This is a genomic window from Atopomonas sediminilitoris, assembly GCF_022601735.1.
Classification (GTDB): domain Bacteria; phylum Pseudomonadota; class Gammaproteobacteria; order Pseudomonadales; family Pseudomonadaceae; genus Atopomonas; species Atopomonas sediminilitoris.
The window spans coordinates 192,619-211,062 of the sequence record NZ_JAKUMM010000004.1 but is presented as its reverse complement, the minus strand read 5'-3'; the positions used below and the strand labels follow the sequence as shown (position 1 = coordinate 211,062).

12 protein-coding genes are annotated in these 18,444 nt (G+C 58.8%); 11 read left to right on the top strand and 1 reads right to left on the bottom strand.

The genetic code is table 11. The annotated features are described in order from the left end of the window. Positions 1 to 159 precede the first annotated feature (159 nt). Complete coding sequence (locus tag MKI83_RS07605; RefSeq protein WP_241584624.1) at positions 160 to 387, top strand: DUF6316 family protein; 228 nt, start codon at positions 160 to 162, stop codon at positions 385 to 387. An 8-nt stretch (positions 388 to 395) separates the two neighbouring features. On the opposite strand, the gene pap is transcribed toward MKI83_RS07605, so the two are convergent. Next, positions 396 to 1,880 carry a polyphosphate:AMP phosphotransferase gene (pap, locus tag MKI83_RS07600; RefSeq protein WP_241584623.1) on the bottom strand — a complete coding sequence of 495 codons (1,485 nt, stop codon included), beginning with the start codon at positions 1,878 to 1,880 and terminating at the stop codon, positions 396 to 398. A 94-nt stretch (positions 1,881 to 1,974) separates the two neighbouring features. Here pap and mnmC point away from each other — a divergent pair, with 94 nt between their 5' ends. The 10 genes from mnmC to MKI83_RS07550 all read left to right on the top strand — a co-directional run bounded on the left by mnmC (position 1,975) and on the right by MKI83_RS07550 (position 18,444). Continuing rightward, entirely contained in the window at positions 1,975 to 3,945 is a 1,971-nt protein-coding gene (gene mnmC / locus MKI83_RS07595; RefSeq protein ID WP_241584622.1) for a bifunctional tRNA (5-methylaminomethyl-2-thiouridine)(34)-methyltransferase MnmC2/FAD-dependent 5-carboxymethylaminomethyl-2-thiouridine(34) oxidoreductase MnmC1, read from the top strand. Positions 3,946 to 4,301: 356 nt separating this feature from the next. Next, on the top strand, positions 4,302 to 4,934 hold the full coding sequence (locus MKI83_RS07590) for an outer membrane lipoprotein-sorting protein (protein ID WP_241584619.1): 633 nt from the start codon (positions 4,302 to 4,304) through the stop codon (positions 4,932 to 4,934). A gap of 1 nt (position 4,935) precedes the next feature. Beyond that, complete coding sequence (locus MKI83_RS07585; protein WP_241584617.1) at positions 4,936 to 6,219, top strand: hypothetical protein; 1,284 nt, start codon at positions 4,936 to 4,938, stop codon at positions 6,217 to 6,219. 9 nt (positions 6,220 to 6,228) lie between these two features. Further along, positions 6,229 to 8,634 carry an efflux RND transporter permease subunit gene (locus MKI83_RS07580; RefSeq protein WP_241584615.1) on the top strand — a complete coding sequence of 802 codons (2,406 nt, stop codon included), beginning with the start codon at positions 6,229 to 6,231 and terminating at the stop codon, positions 8,632 to 8,634. Between the two features lies 1 nt (position 8,635). Beyond that, positions 8,636 to 9,598 (top strand): UbiA prenyltransferase family protein, encoded by a 963-nt coding sequence (locus tag MKI83_RS07575; protein ID WP_241584613.1) that lies wholly within the window; start codon positions 8,636 to 8,638, stop codon positions 9,596 to 9,598. 10 nt (positions 9,599 to 9,608) lie between these two features. Further along, positions 9,609 to 12,326, top strand: a complete 2,718-nt coding sequence (locus tag MKI83_RS07570) for a hydroxymethylglutaryl-coenzyme A reductase family protein (protein WP_241584611.1) — start codon at positions 9,609 to 9,611, stop codon at positions 12,324 to 12,326. Beyond that, positions 12,323 to 15,118, top strand: coding sequence for a phosphoenolpyruvate synthase (locus tag MKI83_RS07565; protein ID WP_241584609.1), 2,796 nt, complete (start codon positions 12,323 to 12,325; stop codon positions 15,116 to 15,118). The genes MKI83_RS07570 and MKI83_RS07565 overlap by 4 nt, the downstream gene beginning before the upstream one ends. Continuing rightward, positions 15,111 to 16,250 carry a hypothetical protein gene (locus MKI83_RS07560; RefSeq protein ID WP_241584607.1) on the top strand — a complete coding sequence of 380 codons (1,140 nt, stop codon included), beginning with the start codon at positions 15,111 to 15,113 and terminating at the stop codon, positions 16,248 to 16,250. The genes MKI83_RS07565 and MKI83_RS07560 overlap by 8 nt, the downstream gene beginning before the upstream one ends. Further along, positions 16,247 to 17,842, top strand: a complete 1,596-nt coding sequence (locus MKI83_RS07555) for a fatty acid CoA ligase family protein (protein WP_241584605.1) — start codon at positions 16,247 to 16,249, stop codon at positions 17,840 to 17,842. The genes MKI83_RS07560 and MKI83_RS07555 overlap by 4 nt, the downstream gene beginning before the upstream one ends. Beyond that, entirely contained in the window at positions 17,839 to 18,444 is a 606-nt protein-coding gene (locus tag MKI83_RS07550; RefSeq protein WP_241584603.1) for a CDP-alcohol phosphatidyltransferase family protein, read from the top strand. Before MKI83_RS07555 ends, MKI83_RS07550 begins: the two co-directional genes overlap by 4 nt.

The window sequence follows — 18,444 nt, the reverse complement described above, 5'->3', positions numbered from 1 at the left end:
TACTGCTAGGCGAGAGCGGGCCGAAATAAGTCATCTGGCTATTAATAGACGCTGTTTATTTAAAACAGTGCTAACCATTAGTCAGTCTTGCCTTGGCGTCGCGCCTGAGAGCACTACAGTGGAATCACCACACCCCGTAACGATGGAGGATGTTGGTTCATGACCACGACACATTGCCGTATGAGCGACACAGCCCAGCGCACTCACTTTCGCTCAAACAGAGTCAGCAATATCAATGGCAAGTTTTTCTTCGCCACCCGCGAAGGAACCTTGGAAGGCCCCTACTTCACCCACAATGAAGCCTGTCACGGGGTCGACGCCTACATTCAGGCCATGCAGTTGGCGGATCAACTGTTTAGACACAGCAAGACGCACTTGCCCCATTAGACAGCTATTTACTTCGACAGACGCTGCTCGAGCTGGTCATTGATGGTGCGTAGCACCTTGACCCGCGCGAAGCGTTTGTCATTGGCTTCGACCAGTGTCCAAGGCGCTTCGCGGGTGCTGGTGCGATCGACCATATCGCTGACGGCTTCAACGTATTGCGGCCACTTGTCGCGGTTGCGCCAATCATCTTCGGTGATTTTAAAGCGCTTGTAGGGCACGTTTTCACGTTCACGAAAGCGCGCTAATTGGGTCTCTTGATCGATCGACAGCCAAAACTTCACCACCACCAGGCCGTGTTCGGTTAGGTCTTGTTCAAAGTCATTGATTTCGTTGTAAGCCCTTAGCCAGTCAGCTTCGCTGCAAAAGCCTTCGACGCGCTCGACCAGCACGCGGCCGTACCATGAGCGATCAAACAAGGTGAAACTGCCATGCCCCGGCACATGGCGCCAAAAACGCCACAGATAAGGCTGCGCTAGCTCCTCATCGGTAGGTGCCGCAACGGGGATGATTTGGTACTGCCGTGGATCTAGCGCGGCGCTGACACGCCGAATCGCCCCGCCTTTGCCCGCGGCGTCATTACCCTCAAACACCGCGACTAAGCCATGAGTGCGAAAGGCTTTGTTTTGCACTAAGGCGGCTAAGCGCTGTTGTTCTTGTTGTAGCTGCTTTTTGTAGTCGGACTTGCTCAGCGTTTGGCTTAAGTCCAGCTCATTGAGCAAACGACGGCCGTCTTGCGCCACCGCCAGCGGCGCCGCATGGGTGGCCGCACGTGCAGGTTGCTGTTGGTCTAAGCGCGCCCGTAAGCCCTGCAATAACATGCGCCCAACGGTGAGGCTGCGATAATTAGCGTCACTGCCATCAAGCACATACCACGGCGCATAATCACGACTGGTTTGGCGCAGCAGATGCTCGGCTACGGTCAATACCTTGCTATAGGTTTTGCCTTTGTGCCAATCCAGTGGACTGGCGCGCCAATGCTGCAAGGGGTCATCGCCCTGCTCGTCGATGCGCTGTTTAAATTCAGCCTTGCCCAGATGAAACCAAAACTTAAATAACAAGGTGCCTTCATCGCAGAGCATGCGCTCAAAGCGTTCGACCTTGCCAATCGCCTGATCCAACTGCGCTTGTTCAATTTTGCCGCGCACCGTTAGGGTAATCAGCTGGCTATACCAATTGCCAAAAAACACCCCCATGCGGCCACGTGGCGGCAAGTCCTGCCAAAATCGCCGTGCAGCGGGGTAGCGTTGCTCATCGTCGGTGGCATCCACAAAGGCGTGTACCTGCACTAAACGCGGGTCGAGCCACTCATTGAGTAAGCGAATGGTTTCGCCTTTGCCCGCGCCTTCAATGCCATTGATTAAAATCAGCACGCGAAAACCGGCGCGCTGTTTTAATTCGTACTGAGCGGCCAATAGCTCAGCACGCAGGGTGGGTACTTGCTCATCCCAAGTGGCTTTATCAATCCGGTGGCCAATCTCTGCTGATTCAAACATTACCGCTCCTTAAGCCTGCCCCTACGCCGCAAATCAGCCGCCATAGCAAAGCGCTGCTGCGTACAATAGCCTCACATTAAGCCAAGAACAGACCATGCGCGACTTCAAGCCAGCTGACCTTCACTGGAACGATCAAGGCCAACCTATTTCGGCTCGCTTTGACGATGTGTACTTCTCCACCACTGATGGCTTGGCCGAAAGCCGCTACGTGTTTTTGCAACACAACCGCCTCGCCGAGCGCTTTGCCGCCCTGCAACCAGGCGACTTATTCAGCGTGGGCGAGACAGGCTTTGGCAGCGGCTTGAACTTTCTGTGCACATGGCAATGCTTTGAACAGCATGCTCCGCAAGGCGCACGTCTGCATTTTTTTAGCGCCGAACGCTATCCGTTAACCCGAGAGGACCTGCGCCGAGCGTTAGCCCTTTGGCCTGAGTTAGCCGAGTTCGCGGCTGCCTTATTGGCACAATACCAAGCACTGCATCAGGGTTATCAAACCCTGCATTTGGCCGCAGGCCGCATCAGTTTAACGCTGCTTATGGGCGATGCCTTGCCCCTGCTGCGCGGGCTGAGCGGCACGATGGATGCGTGGTTTTTAGATGGCTTTGCACCTGCAAAAAATCCCGGCTTGTGGCAGGCAGATGTTATGCAAGCGATCGCCAAAGCCAGTCGCCCCGGCAGCACGCTGGCCACTTTTGCCTGTACCAGTGCGGTGCGCAAAGCCCTTGAGGCCGCTGGTTTTGCCATGCACAAGGCCGAAGGTTTCGGCCTCAAGCGTGAAATGCTCTACGGCCATTTTGTCGAAGCACCGCCGCCTCCTAAAAAGAGCAAGCCCACGCCTTGGTTTGCCGCACCACCGACGCCCAAGGCAGGCCATGCGCTGGTGCTTGGTGCCGGCTTAAGCGGGTGCGCCACCGCCAATGCGCTAGCGCGCCGCGGCTGGCAGGTGGATTTATTGGAGCAGCATGCCGAGATCGCGCAAGAAGCCTCCGGTAATCGCCAAGGCATCATGTACCTCAAGTTGTCTGCGCACCTGACACCGCTCACACACTTTGTCCTCAGTGGTTACGGCTACAGTCGCCGCTTGCTTGAGGCGCTGCCGCGTGGGCAGGACGCCGTGTGGGACAACTGCGGTGTGATCCAACTGGCCAGCGCAGAAAAAGAACCTGAACGCCAAGCCGAGTTAGCCGCGGCCTTCCCTGACTTAATGACGCTGGTTGATGCGCAAGCTGCAAGCAAAGTTGCCGGCGTGAGCATGGATGAAGGCGGTTTACTGTTCCCCGAAGCCGGCTGGGCTAATCCGGCTGCGCTGAGTCAGCACCTGATTGACCACCCCAACATCACGCTGCACACCGGTTTTAAAGCCGAGCAGATCAACAACGTTGATGAGATTTGGCACGTAAGCGCCGCTGATGGCCGTCAAATGCGTTCGCCGGTGTTGGTGCTGGCTAATGCCGTGCAAGCGAAAAGCTTTGCCGAAACGGCGCACCTGCCGCACAAAGCCATTCGCGGCCAAGTCACCCATATCCCCCCTACCGCCTACAGTCAGCAGCTTAAAACGGTGCTGTGCGGCAGTGGTTACACCGCCCCTGTGTGGCGCGGTTTGCACAATGTAGGCGCCAGCTTTGTCTTTAAATTTGCCGACTTAGCGCCCACCGCCGAAGAGCATGTGAGCAACTTGGCGATCCTGCACAGCTTATCCAGCACGCTCGCCGAGAGCTTTGCCGAGCCGGATGTGGATCAGCTTGAGGCACGCGTTGGCGTGCGCTGCACCAGCCCCGACTATCTACCCTTGGTTGGACCAGTGGCGGTGGCGGATGAGTTTTGCCAGCGCTTTGCCAAGCTGCGCCAAGACGCCTTTGCGCGCTTTAAAGACCCTTGTCCGTGGCACTTAGGCCTGTACGTCAATACTGGCCACGGCTCACGCGGGTTAATTAGCGCGCCCTTTTGTGGCGAACTGCTCGCCGCGCAAATTTGTGGCGAGCCGCTGCCGGCGTCCCAGGCGTTACTTGGCGCCTGCCACCCCAATCGTTTTTTGCACCGCGACTTGGTTAAGCGAAAGCGTTAAAAAAACCACCGCCAAAGGCATGACGCAAATTCGAACACTAAAGGCGCGAAAACGAACATAGCTAACCGAAAGTTAGGCTCAGCAAAACAGTGCACACGGTAGCATTCATACAACTGTTTGAATGACATACGGCAGCGTGATTAAGTCCTGGCAACAATCACGCAATGCCCGCTCAGAAAGCAGCTTGTTTGACTCTCTCACGTGAACGCGAGGTACTGGTTGTGCGTCTAATGAGTGGCTTGCTTAGCCTTTGTTTATCGTCTGTCGTGATCGCTCAAGACTGGACCAGTGAAAGCTTGGCGCAAGCCGCTGAGGCTCGTATTAGAGGCTTCGGTGACTCCTCTGCGACCCTCGTTATGACGCTGCACAACGGCGCGGGCGAACAAGCCAGTCGCCAACTGCGGGTTAAAAACCTTGAATACACCGACGGTGAAAAAAGCCTGATGGTGTTTGATACCCCGCGTGATGTGCGTGGCTCCGCGCTGCTGTCCTACACCCATCCTCAAGGCGAAGATGAGCAGTGGTTGTACCTGCCAGCGATTAAACGCGTGAAGCAAATTGGCGCGCGCAATAAGTCTGGCCCGTTCATGGCCAGCGAGTTCGCTTTCGAAGATATCATTACCCCGTTTTGGCAAAAGTTCAGCTACGGCGAGCTAAGCCAAGACACCTTCAATGACATGCCGTGCTACGTACTTAACCGTCACCCGAACGATCGTCATTCCGGCTACAAGCGCCAGCGCGTCTGGATTGATCAAGAACATCTGCTGATTCGCCAAGTCGAGTACTACGACCGCCGCGACCAGCTGCTTAAGGTGTATCAAGCAACCGATTTCACCTTGCATCAAGGCCAGTATTGGCGGCCGGCGCTGATGACCATGCGCAATGTGCAAACGGGTAAGCACACCACGTTGGCGTGGTCTGAACACCAGTTTGGACAAGGTCTAAACGACCGCGACTTCAGTCAAAACGCCTTACTCCGAGCCCGCTAACATGTCGCATCTCGCTATAGCGCCTTGGCTGGCGCGGCTGCTGTGCGCCTGCGCACTGCCCAATTTATCCTGGGCTGCGGACATGGAAGCCCAGCATGAGCTCGGTTTTGAACACACCGCCTTTGGGCAAGCCGGTGCCCAAGGACAAAGTCGTCAGCACCTGAGTGTCAGCGTTAAAAGCGAGTTCTGGGCCGAGCTTAACGACAACAACAGCCTCACCGTTACGCCGTTTGCACGCTGGGATGAGCAAGACAGTCGCCGCAGTCATGCCGATCTGCGCGAAGCCTTTTGGCTGCATCTGGGTGATGGCTTTGAGCTGCGCACAGGCATTCGCCAAGTATTTTGGGGCGTCACCGAAGGCCGTCACTTGGTCGACATCATCAATCAAACCGACTTGATTGAGCGGCTGGATGGCGAAGCCAAGCTGGGCCAGCCCATGGTCAACCTAGCCTTCGAGCATGAAGCGCAGCAGGTTGATCTGTTTGTATTGCCCGGTTTTCGCAAACGAACCTTTGCCGGTGAGGAAGGACGTTTGCGCCTGCCACTGATCGTCGATAACGACGCGGCATATGAGGCCAGCAACGGCGAGCGCCATGTCGACCTCGCCGCGCGCTGGCAATACAACGGCGATGCACTGCGCTTGGGCTTATCCGGCTTTCACGGCACCAACCGCGAAGCCGAACTGCGCCTGACCCTAGACCCTAACCAACTGCGCTACAGCGGCGGGCAAGCGATTGGATTAGCGGCCGGCTATCAACCACAACTCAGCGCTTATTACCGGCAAATCACGCAGTGGGGCTTAGACGCCCAGCTCACCCAAGGTGACTTGCTGTGGAAGCTGGAGGCCATCCAACAGAGCGGCGGCGCCGAGCGCCATCACGCCGCCGATGCTGGTTTTGAGTACACCCAAGTCGGTTGGCTCGACAGCAACGCCGATGCCGGCTGGCTGGTGGAGTACCTGTACGACAGCCGTGGCGAGCGCGCCACCAGTGCCTTTGAACACGACTGGCTGTTGGGCTGGCGTTTAAGCCTCAACGATGCCGCCAGCAGCACGCTATTGGCCAGCGTCATCATCGATAGCCAGCACGACGAACAACTGTTGAGTGTCGAGGGGCAACGCCGCCTAAGCGACAGCCTACTGCTGGAGCTGGAGCTACGGGCGTTTTTGAGCCCTAAACCTGTGCCCAGCGCATGGGAGTTCATCAGCCAACCCGACCTTGAGCACAAGCTGCGTCCGTTGGTCGATGACGACTACCTGCGCCTATCCCTGCGCTATTTCCTCTAAGGCAGCCCCATGACCCAAGTCTCCTCACACCGTCCATTACCCGCACACGACGTCAGCCGCTCGTGGCGCGCTAATGTCAGTCTTTACTTGGCGCGCTGGTTGATTACCCATCCTTGGCAAGCGTTGCTGTTGGCAGCGGTGCTGCTGAGCGCCAGCCTTGCTGGCGTTGGGGGGTATACCTATTCGCTGGATCATCGGGCATTTTTCAGTGCCGATAACCCGCAACTTGCCGCTTACGAGCAACTGAACCAAGACTTCAGCAAAACCGATACGGTGCTGATTGCCCTGCGCCCCGCCCAAGGCGAGGTGTTTAACCCAGAAACGCTCGGCTTGATTGCTGAGCTGACCGAAGCCGCCTGGCAAATCCCCTATGCCCAGCGCGTGGAGTCGTTAAGCAACTTTCAGCATGTATTGGTCGAGGACGACAGCCTTACGACCAATGACTTACTGCCGCCAGAACAACCGATCGACAGCGTATTGGCGGCGCAAGTTCGCCAGATTGCACTGGACGAGCCATTTTTACACGGCGCGCTGGTTGCCGCAGATGGGCAGATGGCGGCGGTGCGCATCACCCTCAATATGCCGGGCGTAGATCAACAGCAAGAAATCCCCGAAGTGGTGCACGCGATCCGTGCTTTGGTGGCACAAACCGCAGAAAAAGCCCCCGCAGTTAGCTTCCATCTGGCGGGGCAAACCATTGCCAATCAGGCCTTTCCGGAGGAGTCGCAAGCTGATTTTGTCCGTGTATGGCCGTGGTTCACCCTAACCCTGCTCGGCGCGCTCTGGTTGCTGTTTCGTAACCTTAAAGCGACGCTGGTGATTTACACCACCTGCCAATTGGCGGTGCTGGCCGGTAGCGGTTTGATTGGCTGGTTTAAGCCGACGATCAACGATTCGGTGATCGTTGCACCGGTGATGATCTTGACCTTGGCGATCGCGGACGGCATTCACTTGGTGATCGGCTGGATTCAAGCGCAGCACCAAGGGTTGGATAAGCGCGCGGCGATGATCGACAGCTTGCGGCGCAATATTGGCCCGATGACCACCACCAGCGTGCTCACGGCGCTGGGCTTTTTAACCTTGCACTTTAATGACTCACCCCCCTTTCGCGTGATGGGCTACATCGTCGCGGCTGGGGTGATGTTCGCCCTGCTGTTTACCTTGCTGGTGAGTGCGCCGCTGTTAAGCCGTCTGCCGGGCAAGCCACCGCGGCAGATCCCCGCACTGATGCGCAGCGACGCCCAAGGCATGGCGCGCTTAGCGCAGTGCCTCAATCGGCAACGCCTACCGCTGTTACTGGCGTTTGCCCTGCTCGCGGGCGGGCTGCTGGCCGGGTTACTGCACAATCGCATCAATGACGATGTGGTGAAGTATTACACCGCCGACACACCGTTCCGCCTTGATATGGAAGCGGTCAATCGCGACCTCACCGGTACCAGCGAACTCAATTACACCCTCAAGGGCCAAGGCGATAGCGGCATTTTGGAGCCTAGCTACTTGCAGGCGCTGGATGACTACGCCAGCTGGCTTAAAACCCAGCCCTACGTGGTGCAGGTCAACTCGCTGGCCGACATCATCAAACGCGTCAATCAGGTCATGCACGCAGATGATCCGGCTTTCTACCGCATTCCGGCGAGCCGCGAAGAAATCGCCCAACTGCTGCTGCAATACGAGCTGTCGCTGCCCTTTGGCGCTGACCTGAACTACTTGCTGCGTTTTGATCGGAGCGCTTCACGGTTGCGCGTGGCGGTCGGCACCAGCAGCGGTCAAGCCTTGCTAGCACTTAACCAACACGCCGAGCGCTGGCAAGCCGAGCATTTACCAGCCTCGATGCGTGCCTCGGGGGCGTCGTTATCCTTGATGTTTGCCCATATTGGTGAGCGCTCGATCACCGGCATGTTTGCTGGCCTGATTGGCTCACTGCTGCTGGCTTCACTGGCCGCCGCATGGCTGTTTGGTAACTGGCGGCATGCGCTGGCGTGCTTCTTTGGCAACCTGCTGCCCATTGGCATGGCCTTTGGCGCATGGGGCTGGCTCAACGGCAACATCGACCTCGGGCTTACCGTGGTGATGGGCATCGCCTTCAGCGTGGTGATCGACGACACCATCCACTTCATTAGCAAATACCAGCGTGCCCGCGACGAGCAGCAGCTCAGTGCCGGTGCCGCCGTTGAAAGCGCCTTGCGCCATGTCGGCTACGCCATCGTCACCACCAGCGTGGTGTTGGGGCTGGGCTTTGCTTGGCTGGCCAACTCGAACATTCAAATTACCGTCAACACCGCCATCGTCACCTGCCTAAGCATCGTGTTCGCGCTGTTGGTTGACCTGCTGCTGTTACCGCTGCTCTACCCCTGGCTTGATCGTCGCCCCGCGTCCAGCAGCGCCACCGCCTTATCCCCTTCTCGGAGTGTTTGATATGACCACCGCCGTACTCACTCAAGCCGCCCCACTAAGCAGCCGCTTATGGGCGTGGATGCAAGAGCGCTTTCCTGTGGCCAACGCCTTGCTGTTTTTCATCCTCTACCTGACCACCGCCGCCGTAGTGCGCAGCGTCACGGCGGACAGCGGTTTGTCGATCAGCCTGCTGGACCTCAGCGGCTGCCTCGTCACGTGGTCATTCTTTTTGCTGCTGCGCGTGTTTGATGAACACAAAGACTATGCGCTGGACTGTCAAAACCATCCGCAGCGCGTGCTGCAAAGCGGCTTGATCACCCTCGGCCACCTTAAGGCATTGGGTGTGACTGCGGTGCTGGCGCAGCTGGGCTACTCGTTGTGGTTGGATCAGGGACTCGGCCAGGTCACTTTCAGCTGGTTAGCGTTGATGGGCTGGACCTTGCTGATGGGCAAAGAGTTTTTCATCGGCGACTGGCTCAACCGTCACCTCACCTGCTATGCCGTGTCGCACATGCTGGTCATGCCCTTGGTGGTGTTTTGGTTGGCCAACTTGGCCGAGCCTGGTATTGCGCTAAGTCTTGAGCTCAAAGCCATGATATTGCTGGCCTTTATCAGCGGCTTTTGCTTTGAGATCACCCGTAAAACCAAAGGCCCCGAAGAAGAGCGCGACACCATCGAGTCGTACTCGCGCATCTTTGGCACCCGTGGCTCGGCCTTGCTGGTGATCCTCCTCGTCACCGCCATGCTGGTCTGCCAGCTGTGGCTGTTGTTCTTGCTCGCCGGCACCCCCAGCACGTGGGCGCTGATTGTTCTCGGTGCCTTTTATTGCCTAGCGCTGCGCCAACTGAGTGCCTTTTTAAGCGCACCCAGCGCCGCCTTGCGGGAGAAAAACGAAGCCGTGGTCGCCCTGGATATGCTCGCCGGTTACGCGGTGATTATCGCCGTCAGCCTGATCACTCACGGCGTTGCCGTGCACTTAAGCTAAGGAGCCACCCATGAATACGATGGCCACCCGTACTACTTTTTTGCACAGCCACGAAGCGCGCTGCCAATTTGCCAGTGCCGACTTAAGCAATGTCACCCCGGTGGATGTGTCCAAGGGCCACCTCTGCGTTGCCGTGCCGCGCAACTGCGTGGTGCCAGCACTGGGTACCGTGTTTGAACAGCTGACCCTGAACGTGCAAGGCCGCGATTACCCGCTGTACCGCATGCGTCTTAAGCAAACCCGCGAAGCGCCTAACGGCTATCAGCTGGTGTTGGCTTGTGATGGCTGCGCGACGACCGAGCAACAACTGTGGCAACTGGCGTATCAACTGCGCATGGGTGCCAATACCGCCGCCGAAGTGCACTACGACGAATTCACCCTGCCCAAAGTGCCGGCACGCGGCTTGTACAGCGAAGAAGCCCGCCAAGAGCGCCTCGCTTTCGCTCGCAACCATACCGGCGCGGCGCTTGAAGAAGTCGCCCACACACGCTTAGAGCCGCGCAAGCTGGTGAGCAATATCGAAGCATTGATCGGCTCGGTGGAAATCCCCGTCGGTCTGGCCGGGCCACTGCACATCAAAGGCCGGCATGCCAGCGGCCTGTTTTACGCGCCGATGGCAACCAGCGAAGGCGCTCTGGTGGCCTCGGCCACACGCGGCGCTACCGCGCTGTCGCGCGCCGGCGGCGTGCAAACCCGCGTACTGGGCCAGCGCATGATGCGCGTGCCGCTGTTTGGCTTTGATGCCATGCAGCAAGCGCTGTTCTTTGCCGAGTGGGTACAGGATCACTACAGCGAGCTGGCCGCCGAAGTGCGTAAGTACTCCAACTTCGCCCAGTTGGTGGAAGTCCAAGCGCAAGTGATGGGACGCAATGTGCATGTGCACTTCATCTACGAAACCGGCGATGCCGCTGGGCAAAACATGACCACCACCTGCACCTGGCAGGCTTGCCAGTGGATTTTGCAGCAGATCAAACGCTTTGATGGTTTGAAAGTGCGCAACTTCTTGGTGGAGGCCAACTTATCCAACGATAAAAAAGTCACCTACCAAACCTTTTTGAAGGGCCGTGGCGTGCGCGTGATGGCAGAAGTGCGCCTGAGCGAAGAAGTATGCCGCAAGGTGCTAAAAGTCACCCCTACGCAGCTGGTCAATGCTTATCAAAACTTCGTCACCGGCTCGCTGGCCGCCGGCATGGTCGGGCTCAACATCAACGTCGCCAACGTGGTCGCGGCGATGTTTACCGCCCTCGGTCAAGACATCGCCTGCGTGCACGAATCTGCGCTCGGTCAGCTGCACATCGAGTTAACCGAAGAAGGCGATGCTTACTGCACCATGACGCTGCCCTCGTTGGTGATCGGTACCGTCGGCGGCGGCACCAACTTGCCACAGCAGCGCGAATGCCTCGAACTGATCGACTGCGCAGGCCCCGGCAAAGCGCACAAGCTGGCGGAAGTGATCGCCGGTTATTGTTTGGCACTGGATATTTCGACCTTGTCCGCGATTGCCGCCGATCAATTTGCCCGCGCCCATGAGCGCTTGGGCCGTAATCGCCCGGTGAATTACTTAAAGCTGGGTGATTTGAACGCCGAATTCTTCCTCGCGGCGTGTCATGACAGTGGCTTAAGCGCCGTGCGCCCGTTTGCCGTTGAGCCATTGGAGATCGACAGCAAGGGCTCGAGCATCATCACCGAGCTGACCTCGCACAAGGTCAATAAGCTGCTCGGCCACTTCCCGTTCAACCTGCAAACCGCCGACGGCACGCTGCCGGTGATGGCCAAAGTGAAGCCCTTAGACGACGAAGCCATCATCATGCTCAGCAGCATGGCGGCGATGTGCGATGCGCGTTTGGCACAAGTGTTTACCCAGTTCCGCGACGAATTGGGCTTTAAAGGCTGCCACGTGCGTGAATTGGCGGTGATGAGCCAGCAAGACCCGCGCTTCACCCGCTACGCCCCGGCGGTGTACGGCGTGGTCGCCGATGCCGAGCGCGAAGCCTATGTGATTGTCGAAGAGCTGCTGCAAGGCATGACGTTGATGGACAGCGCCGACGACACCTCCGGCTGGCAACGCCAACACCTTGAGGCGGCCATTACCGGCATCGCCGAGGTGCATAGCATCTGGTACGGCCGTGAAGACGAGCTTAAAGCGCAAGACTGGCTGATCGACTACCCCAGCGCGACCGGCATGCAGGCCAAAACCCGCCTGTGGGAGCTGCTGGGCGTGCATGCGCGCGAAGAGTTTCCGGAATGGTTTAGCGAAGACGATTTAAACGTGTTCCGCAGCATCGTCGCGGGCGTGGGCGATTGGTGGCAAGACATCGAGGCCATGCCGCGCACCCTGATCCACAACGACTTCAACCCGCGCAACATCGCCCTGCGTCAGACCGACGGCGAGATGCGCCTGTGCGCTTACGACTGGGAGCTGGCTACGCTGCACCTGCCGCAACACGATCTGGCCGAGCTGCTGTGCTTCACCCTCGACACCCCAGAAGACAGCCGTGAGGTTGAGCATTACCTCGAGCTGCATCGCCAACAGCTTGCGCGCGCCAGCGGACAAAGCATCGACCCCGCGCAGTGGCGCTACGGCTACAAGCTGGCGCTGCGCGACCTGCTGATCAACCGTCTGCCGATGTACCTGATGGCCCACACCTTCCGCCATTACCCGTTTATGGAGCGCGTCTACCGCACATCGCGCCGTCTGCTGGAGCTTGAAGGAGTTCGCCTGTCATGAGTCATTTCCTATACAGCCAAGAACAAGCCTTGTTCTTAAGCGCCGAGCAACTTGGCGGCAAAGCAGAAAACCTCGCGTGGTTAAGCCGTCATGGTTTACCCGTACCGCGCTGGTGGGTACTGAGCACTGAAGCCTTTGCCGCGCTGTTGCGCGCCAATCAGCTGGATGACTTGGTGCGCCATGAGCTCGCTGGGATTGATCACCAATGCGAGATCAGCGAAGTACAACCGCGCGCGGAGCGCATTCAGCAGGCCATTCTTGCTGCCGAACTGCCCGCCAGCCTGCGCCACGAGCTGCAACAGGCTTTTGGCCCAAATCCAGCGCAACCAAGCCTCATGCAACAAGAGCCTGCACAACAATATGCGGTGCGCTCGTCGGTGTTGGGTGAAGACGCGCAAGGCGCCTCCTTTGCTGGGCAAATGGACAGCTATTTGTATCAACAAGGTTTGCCCGCCATCGAGCGCAGCGTGTTACAGGTCGCGGCCTCGGCCTTTAATAGCCGCGCCTTGCTCTATCGCCTGCACAAAGGCTTGAGCCTGAGTGACATTCGCGCGGCGGTGATTATCCAAGAGATGATCGATGGCAGCGCCTCGGGCGTGTTGTTTACCGCACACCCATCCACCGGCAGCCGCCAACACATGCTGATCAGCGCCGCGTGGGGCTGTGGCGAAGGTGTGGTCGCCGGCATCTGCAACGCCGATGAGTTCAGCGTGGCGCACCAAGGCGAGCACATTGAACAACAACTGGCCGACAAAGACGTTGCCGTGGTCTTCGACCGCCAACACGGCCAAGGCACGCAGGAAATCACCCTAAGCGATGAGCAACGCCACAGCGCCTGCCTGACAGCGGCACAGGTGTTAGCGCTGCGCGATGTCGGCTTACGCATCGCCACATTAAAAGGCAGCCCACAGGACATCGAATGGACCTTGGCACAAGGTCAAGTGCATATCCTACAAACCCGTCCGATCACCTCATTGCCGGCACCTAAACAGCCGGTCGGTCGGCAGGTGGTGTTTGATAACTCCAACATTCAAGAGTCGTACTGCGGCGTCACCACCCCGCTGACCTTCAGCTTTGCCAACCGTGCTTACGCCACCGTGTACGAGCAAACCATGCGCCTGCTCGGGGTCAGTGACGCGGCGATTCAACATCATCGTGACATGCTCGACAACATGCTGGGGCTGATCCACGGCCGTATCTACTACAACATCAATAACTGGTATCGCGGCTTGCAGTTCTTGCCGGCCTTCAGCACCAACAAGGCCGACATGGAACGCATGATGGGGCTCACCGACCCCGTCGACTTGATCGAAGATCGCACCTTAAGTGGCCGCGAAAAACTGGCCAAACTGCCGCAAATGCTGCGCGCGGCGTGGCAAATGGGGCGTGGTTTTCGCCAGATGGACGCCCGCGTTAGCCAGTTCCGCAGCCTGTTTGATCAGGCCTATCACAGCGTGCCACGGCAACAGCTGCATGCCTTGAGCGCTGGCGAGCTGATTGAGCTGGCGCGTCGTCTTGATCGCGACGTCTTAGCGCGCTGGACCACCCCCATCATCAACGACTTCTACGTGATGATGATGAATGGTCGCGTGCACCGCGCCTTGAGCGCTGCCGGAGTCGAAAACCCAGAGCTGGTGCAAAACAACTTGCTGTCGGGCGAAGAAGGCATCGAAAGCACCGAGCCGACCAAGTGGCTGCTGTCGATGTGTGCCGATGTGCGCCATAACGCGGCGCTGCGTGAGCTGATCAGCCAACACGACAACGCCACCCTGCTGGCGCGGGTGCAAGTTCTTGATAGTGCGTTTTATCAGCGCTGTTTGGACTATATCGAGCGCTACGGCGACCGCACCATGGGCGAGCTTAAGCTCGAATCCATCACCTTGAGGCAAGATCCCAGCTTCTTGTTTGCGGTGCTGAAAAACTACTTAAGCCGCCCCGACTTGACCCTAGAAACCCTCGCCGCCAACGAAGCACGGTTTCGTCAGCAAGCCGAGCAACAAGCCTTTAGCGCCGTGCTAAGTAATGCCGGCCGCCGTGGCCTAAAACGTTTTAAGAAGCACTTAGGCGCTTTGCGGGCGGCGATTCGTAACCGTGAAAACATGCGTTTGGCGCGCACACGCCTGTTTGGTCTGTACCGCGACATTTTTCTCGAGCTCGGCGCACAATTGGCGCTGGATGGCGAGCTGGCCAATGCGCGCGATATTTTCTACCTGAGTCTGGATGAGTTGTACGCGCTCAACGATGGCCGTGCGGTGCAAACCCAGTTGCAGCCCTTAGTCAGCGCCCGCCAAGCGGAGTACGCCAGCTATCAGCAGCGCGATCTGCCGCACCACTTCCACACGTGGGGCATGGTTCACCGCCACAACGCCTACGCGTACCCGCACGCGGCCGCAGCCGTGGCTAGCGATGGCGCGCTGCGCGGCACCGGGTGTTATCCAGGCGTGGTGGAGAATCACATTCGGCTGATTTTCTCCCCCGATGACGAGCTGTCGCTCAACGGTCAAATCCTGTGCACCGTGCGCACCGATCCCGGTTGGGCACCCTTGTTCCCCACCGCTGGCGGCCTCTTGGTCGAGCGTGGTTCGACCCTATCGCACTCGGCGGTGGTCGCGCGTGAGTTAGGCATTCCAGCCATTGTCGGCATCCCCGGCATTACCCAACGCTTAAAAGACGGTCAGTGGGTGCGCATGGACGGCAGCAGCGGCGTGATCGAATGCCCAAGCCCAGACACCAGCGCAACCGGCAATGCCAACGAAAGCGCCAGCGCCGGGGAGGTCTGCCTGCATGACTAAATTCGCCAGCGAAATTAAACCGCTCGGGGTACAGGCCGGCCCTTGGTCAGTGGATGATTTGCTGCCAGCTGCCTTTGCTACGCTGCCCCAGCAGCTGTACAGCGAAGACCCGCATTGGCTCGGCGAAGATCCACTGGCGCTGGCGCATGCATTTAGCCGCCACAATCCGTGGTTTGCCGAACCCAACGCACAAGCGTGGCTGGGGGTTGTGCCTGGTCAGGCGCGTCTGGCGGGCTTTTATAACGCCCAGCAGGTCGATGGCCAGCGCGTAGCCTTCTTTGGCTATTGGGAAGGCATCGACGACAGCACCCCGCACGCCATCTTATTCAATGAGCTGCGTGCCTGGGCGCGCCGCCAAGGGGCCACGCGGTTGTACGGCCCGATTAACTTCAGCACCTTTGGCGCCTATCGCCTACGCGTGGATGGCTTTGAGCACGGCTGCTTTCCCGGCGAGCCGTGGAATCTGCCCTACTACCCCGCGTTGCTAAGCCGTTTGGGCTTTAACGAGCGCTACCGCTACCTGAGCACCAGCACCGCCTGTGCAGAGGTCGCGTCCGAGGTCGCCCAAGGGGTGCGTGCGCTGGAGGCCAAACTGGCCCCGCACGTGCGCATCAGTGGTTTGGATGGAGCGTTTTGGCTAGATAACCTAGACGCCATGTATGGCTTTGTCGATGGCGTGTTCGGCGCTAATTTCGCCTACCGCAAGCCCAGCATGGCGCAGTTTAGTGCTCAGTGTGGGCGCAGCTTTGCTGAACGACTTTGCCCACACAGCTCGGTGGTGGCGCAAACCCATGACGGGCGCATCGCCGGCTTCTTTTTGGTCTTTCCCGACTACGCGCCGCTGTACCACCAGTTCGGCATTACTCAGCCCAAGTTTGCCGAGCATTTCGACCGGTTGCCGCTGCACAACCGGCATGCCCTGGCAAAAACCGGTGGCGTATTGCCAGAAATGCGCGAGCTCGGGCTATTCACCGCCATGAGTGGCGCACTGTCGCTACGCGCCGCGCCGCACTATGCGCGGATCAGCGCCTGCTTGGTGCGCGCCGACAATCACTCCAAGCAGTTTGCTTTGCGCCACGGCACCGCCAGTCAGCGTCACTACGCCTTGTACCAGCAGGATCTTGCGCCATGAGCCAAAGTAACTTTTGCCAGCGCGTGTTTGTCGCCGCTCAGCGCAACCCTGATCGCCTAGCGCTCAACATCACCGACCCCATCACGGGCAGTAGTCATAGCCAAACCTATGCCCAACTACTTAGCCAAGCCGCCAGCTGGCAACAGCGCTTGGTGGCTCAAGGCCTTGTGCGGGGTGATCGCGTGTTGTTACTGGCCAAACCTAGCGCCTCCTTGTATGCCTTGCTGTTGGCACTGCTCGGCCTTGGCTTAGTGCCGGTGCTGCTTGATCGCGGCATGAGTCGTGCGCGCATGATCGCCTCAATTAAAACCAGCGCAGCGCGTGCGGCTATTGGTGAGCGCGCTATTTTGCGCCACTGGTATGCCGTGCCCGCGTTATGGCGCTTACCGCGTTTTGCCCTTGATGGCCGCGCCTTCGGTGTGCGCGACTTACGCCAAGGTTGGATGGCCGCCAGCTTAAGCGCGTTTCGTGCCGACGCCTTAAGCGACGAACACGCCCACGGCCTAATCAGCTTCACCTCCGGCAGTACCGGCGCGCCAAAAGGTGCTGACCGCACGCATCACAGCCTGATCGCCCAGCATGAAGCCATCCGCAGCCACTGGCCCGATCAAGACGATGACATTGATGCGCCGTGCTTCCCAGTTTTGGTGCTGCACAACCTTGCCTGCGGCATCAGTACGGTCATGCCCGCCATTGACTTAGCAGCCCCAGGCAGCGCCGATGGCGAGCGGTTATTGGCGCAGTTCAGCCGCGCGGGTGTCACCCGCCTCGCCGCTGCGCCAGCATTCATGCAGCAGCTACTCAACAGCGCTAAAGCGGCCCAACAAACCTTGCCCAAGGTGCGCTCGGTGGTGGTCGGCGGCTCGACCGTGACGCCGGCACTGCTGCGCGACTGCGCCAGCGTATTTCCCCATGCGCATTGTCGCGTGGTGTATGGCAGCACCGAGGCCGAGCCCATTGCGGAGATCGATATGCCGCTGCTCCTCAGTCAATGGGGGGCACAGGCAGGTCACTTAGTCGGCAAACCTGTGGCGCAAGCTGAGGTGTGCGTGGTGCGCTCGGATATGCCGCTCGGCAATCAAACTCAGGTACAAGAAGCCACGCTCAGCGCCGGCCAATGCGGCGAAATTTTGGTGGCCGGTGAGCATGTGTTAAAGCGCTATATCGATAACCCCCAAGCCTGCGCGGAAAACAAAATCCCCCGTGCTGATGGCCTAGTCTGGCATCGCACCGGCGACTGCGGCTTTTTTGATCAGCAAGGCCAGCTCTGGCTGACCGGGCGGCTCAAGGATGCGGTACCCAGCGCGCAAGGGCCTCTGTTTACCTATCCGCTGGAAATGCAAGTCGATGCCTTAGCCGGTGTCACCCGCTGCGCCTTGGTTGCCCGACCGAGCGCACCACCGGTGCTGATTCTGCAAGGCCAGCCCAGTAGCTGGGACGCACTCAAGGCCATTGTGGCGCACTGGGCGTTGCCGAACCTGCACTGGGCCGAAGTTGCACAGATGCCGGTTGACGGGCGTCACAACAGCAAGATCGACCGCCCAGCGCTGCTCAACTCTCTCCCCACGCTGACACTCAAGGTCCTGCAATGAGCGCATGGATTATTCACTTAAATCGCGTCGATGCGCTGACCTTAAGCGGCATCGTCACCAGCACCTTGGCGGCCGCGCTGGCGCTAGGTGGCGCGCCCTTACTGGCGATTGCGTGCTTATTTATCGCCATGCTGGGCGACGCGTTGGATGGTATCTGGGCACGCCGTCTGGGGATTACGCGGGTCTTTGGCCGATATCTGGACGGCTTTCTCGACACCTTTATCTATTTAGCCGTGCCCGCACTGGTGTTTTGGCAGCTTGGCTTTAGTGGTGCATGGGCTATGGGCTTGTGGCCTTTGCTGATGGCGGGCGTGGTGCGTCTGGCGGTGTTCAATGATATTGGCAACATCGATGAGGGCTCAGGCTTGGCTTATCTGGGCATGCCGGTGTTCTGGAGCATTTTCCTGCTAGCCGGCTTTGCGTTGCTGACATTGCTAGTCCCGCAGTGGCTGGCCAACAGCCTGTTAGCGCTGTGCTTACTCGCCTTCAGCGCTGCAATGCTATGGCGTCGTGCTTTTTTTAAGTTCAAACGCCTGAGTCATATCTTGGCGCTCACCCTCGGTGGTGCCTTGCTGTTTTGTGTGCTGCACGGAGTGCTTTGA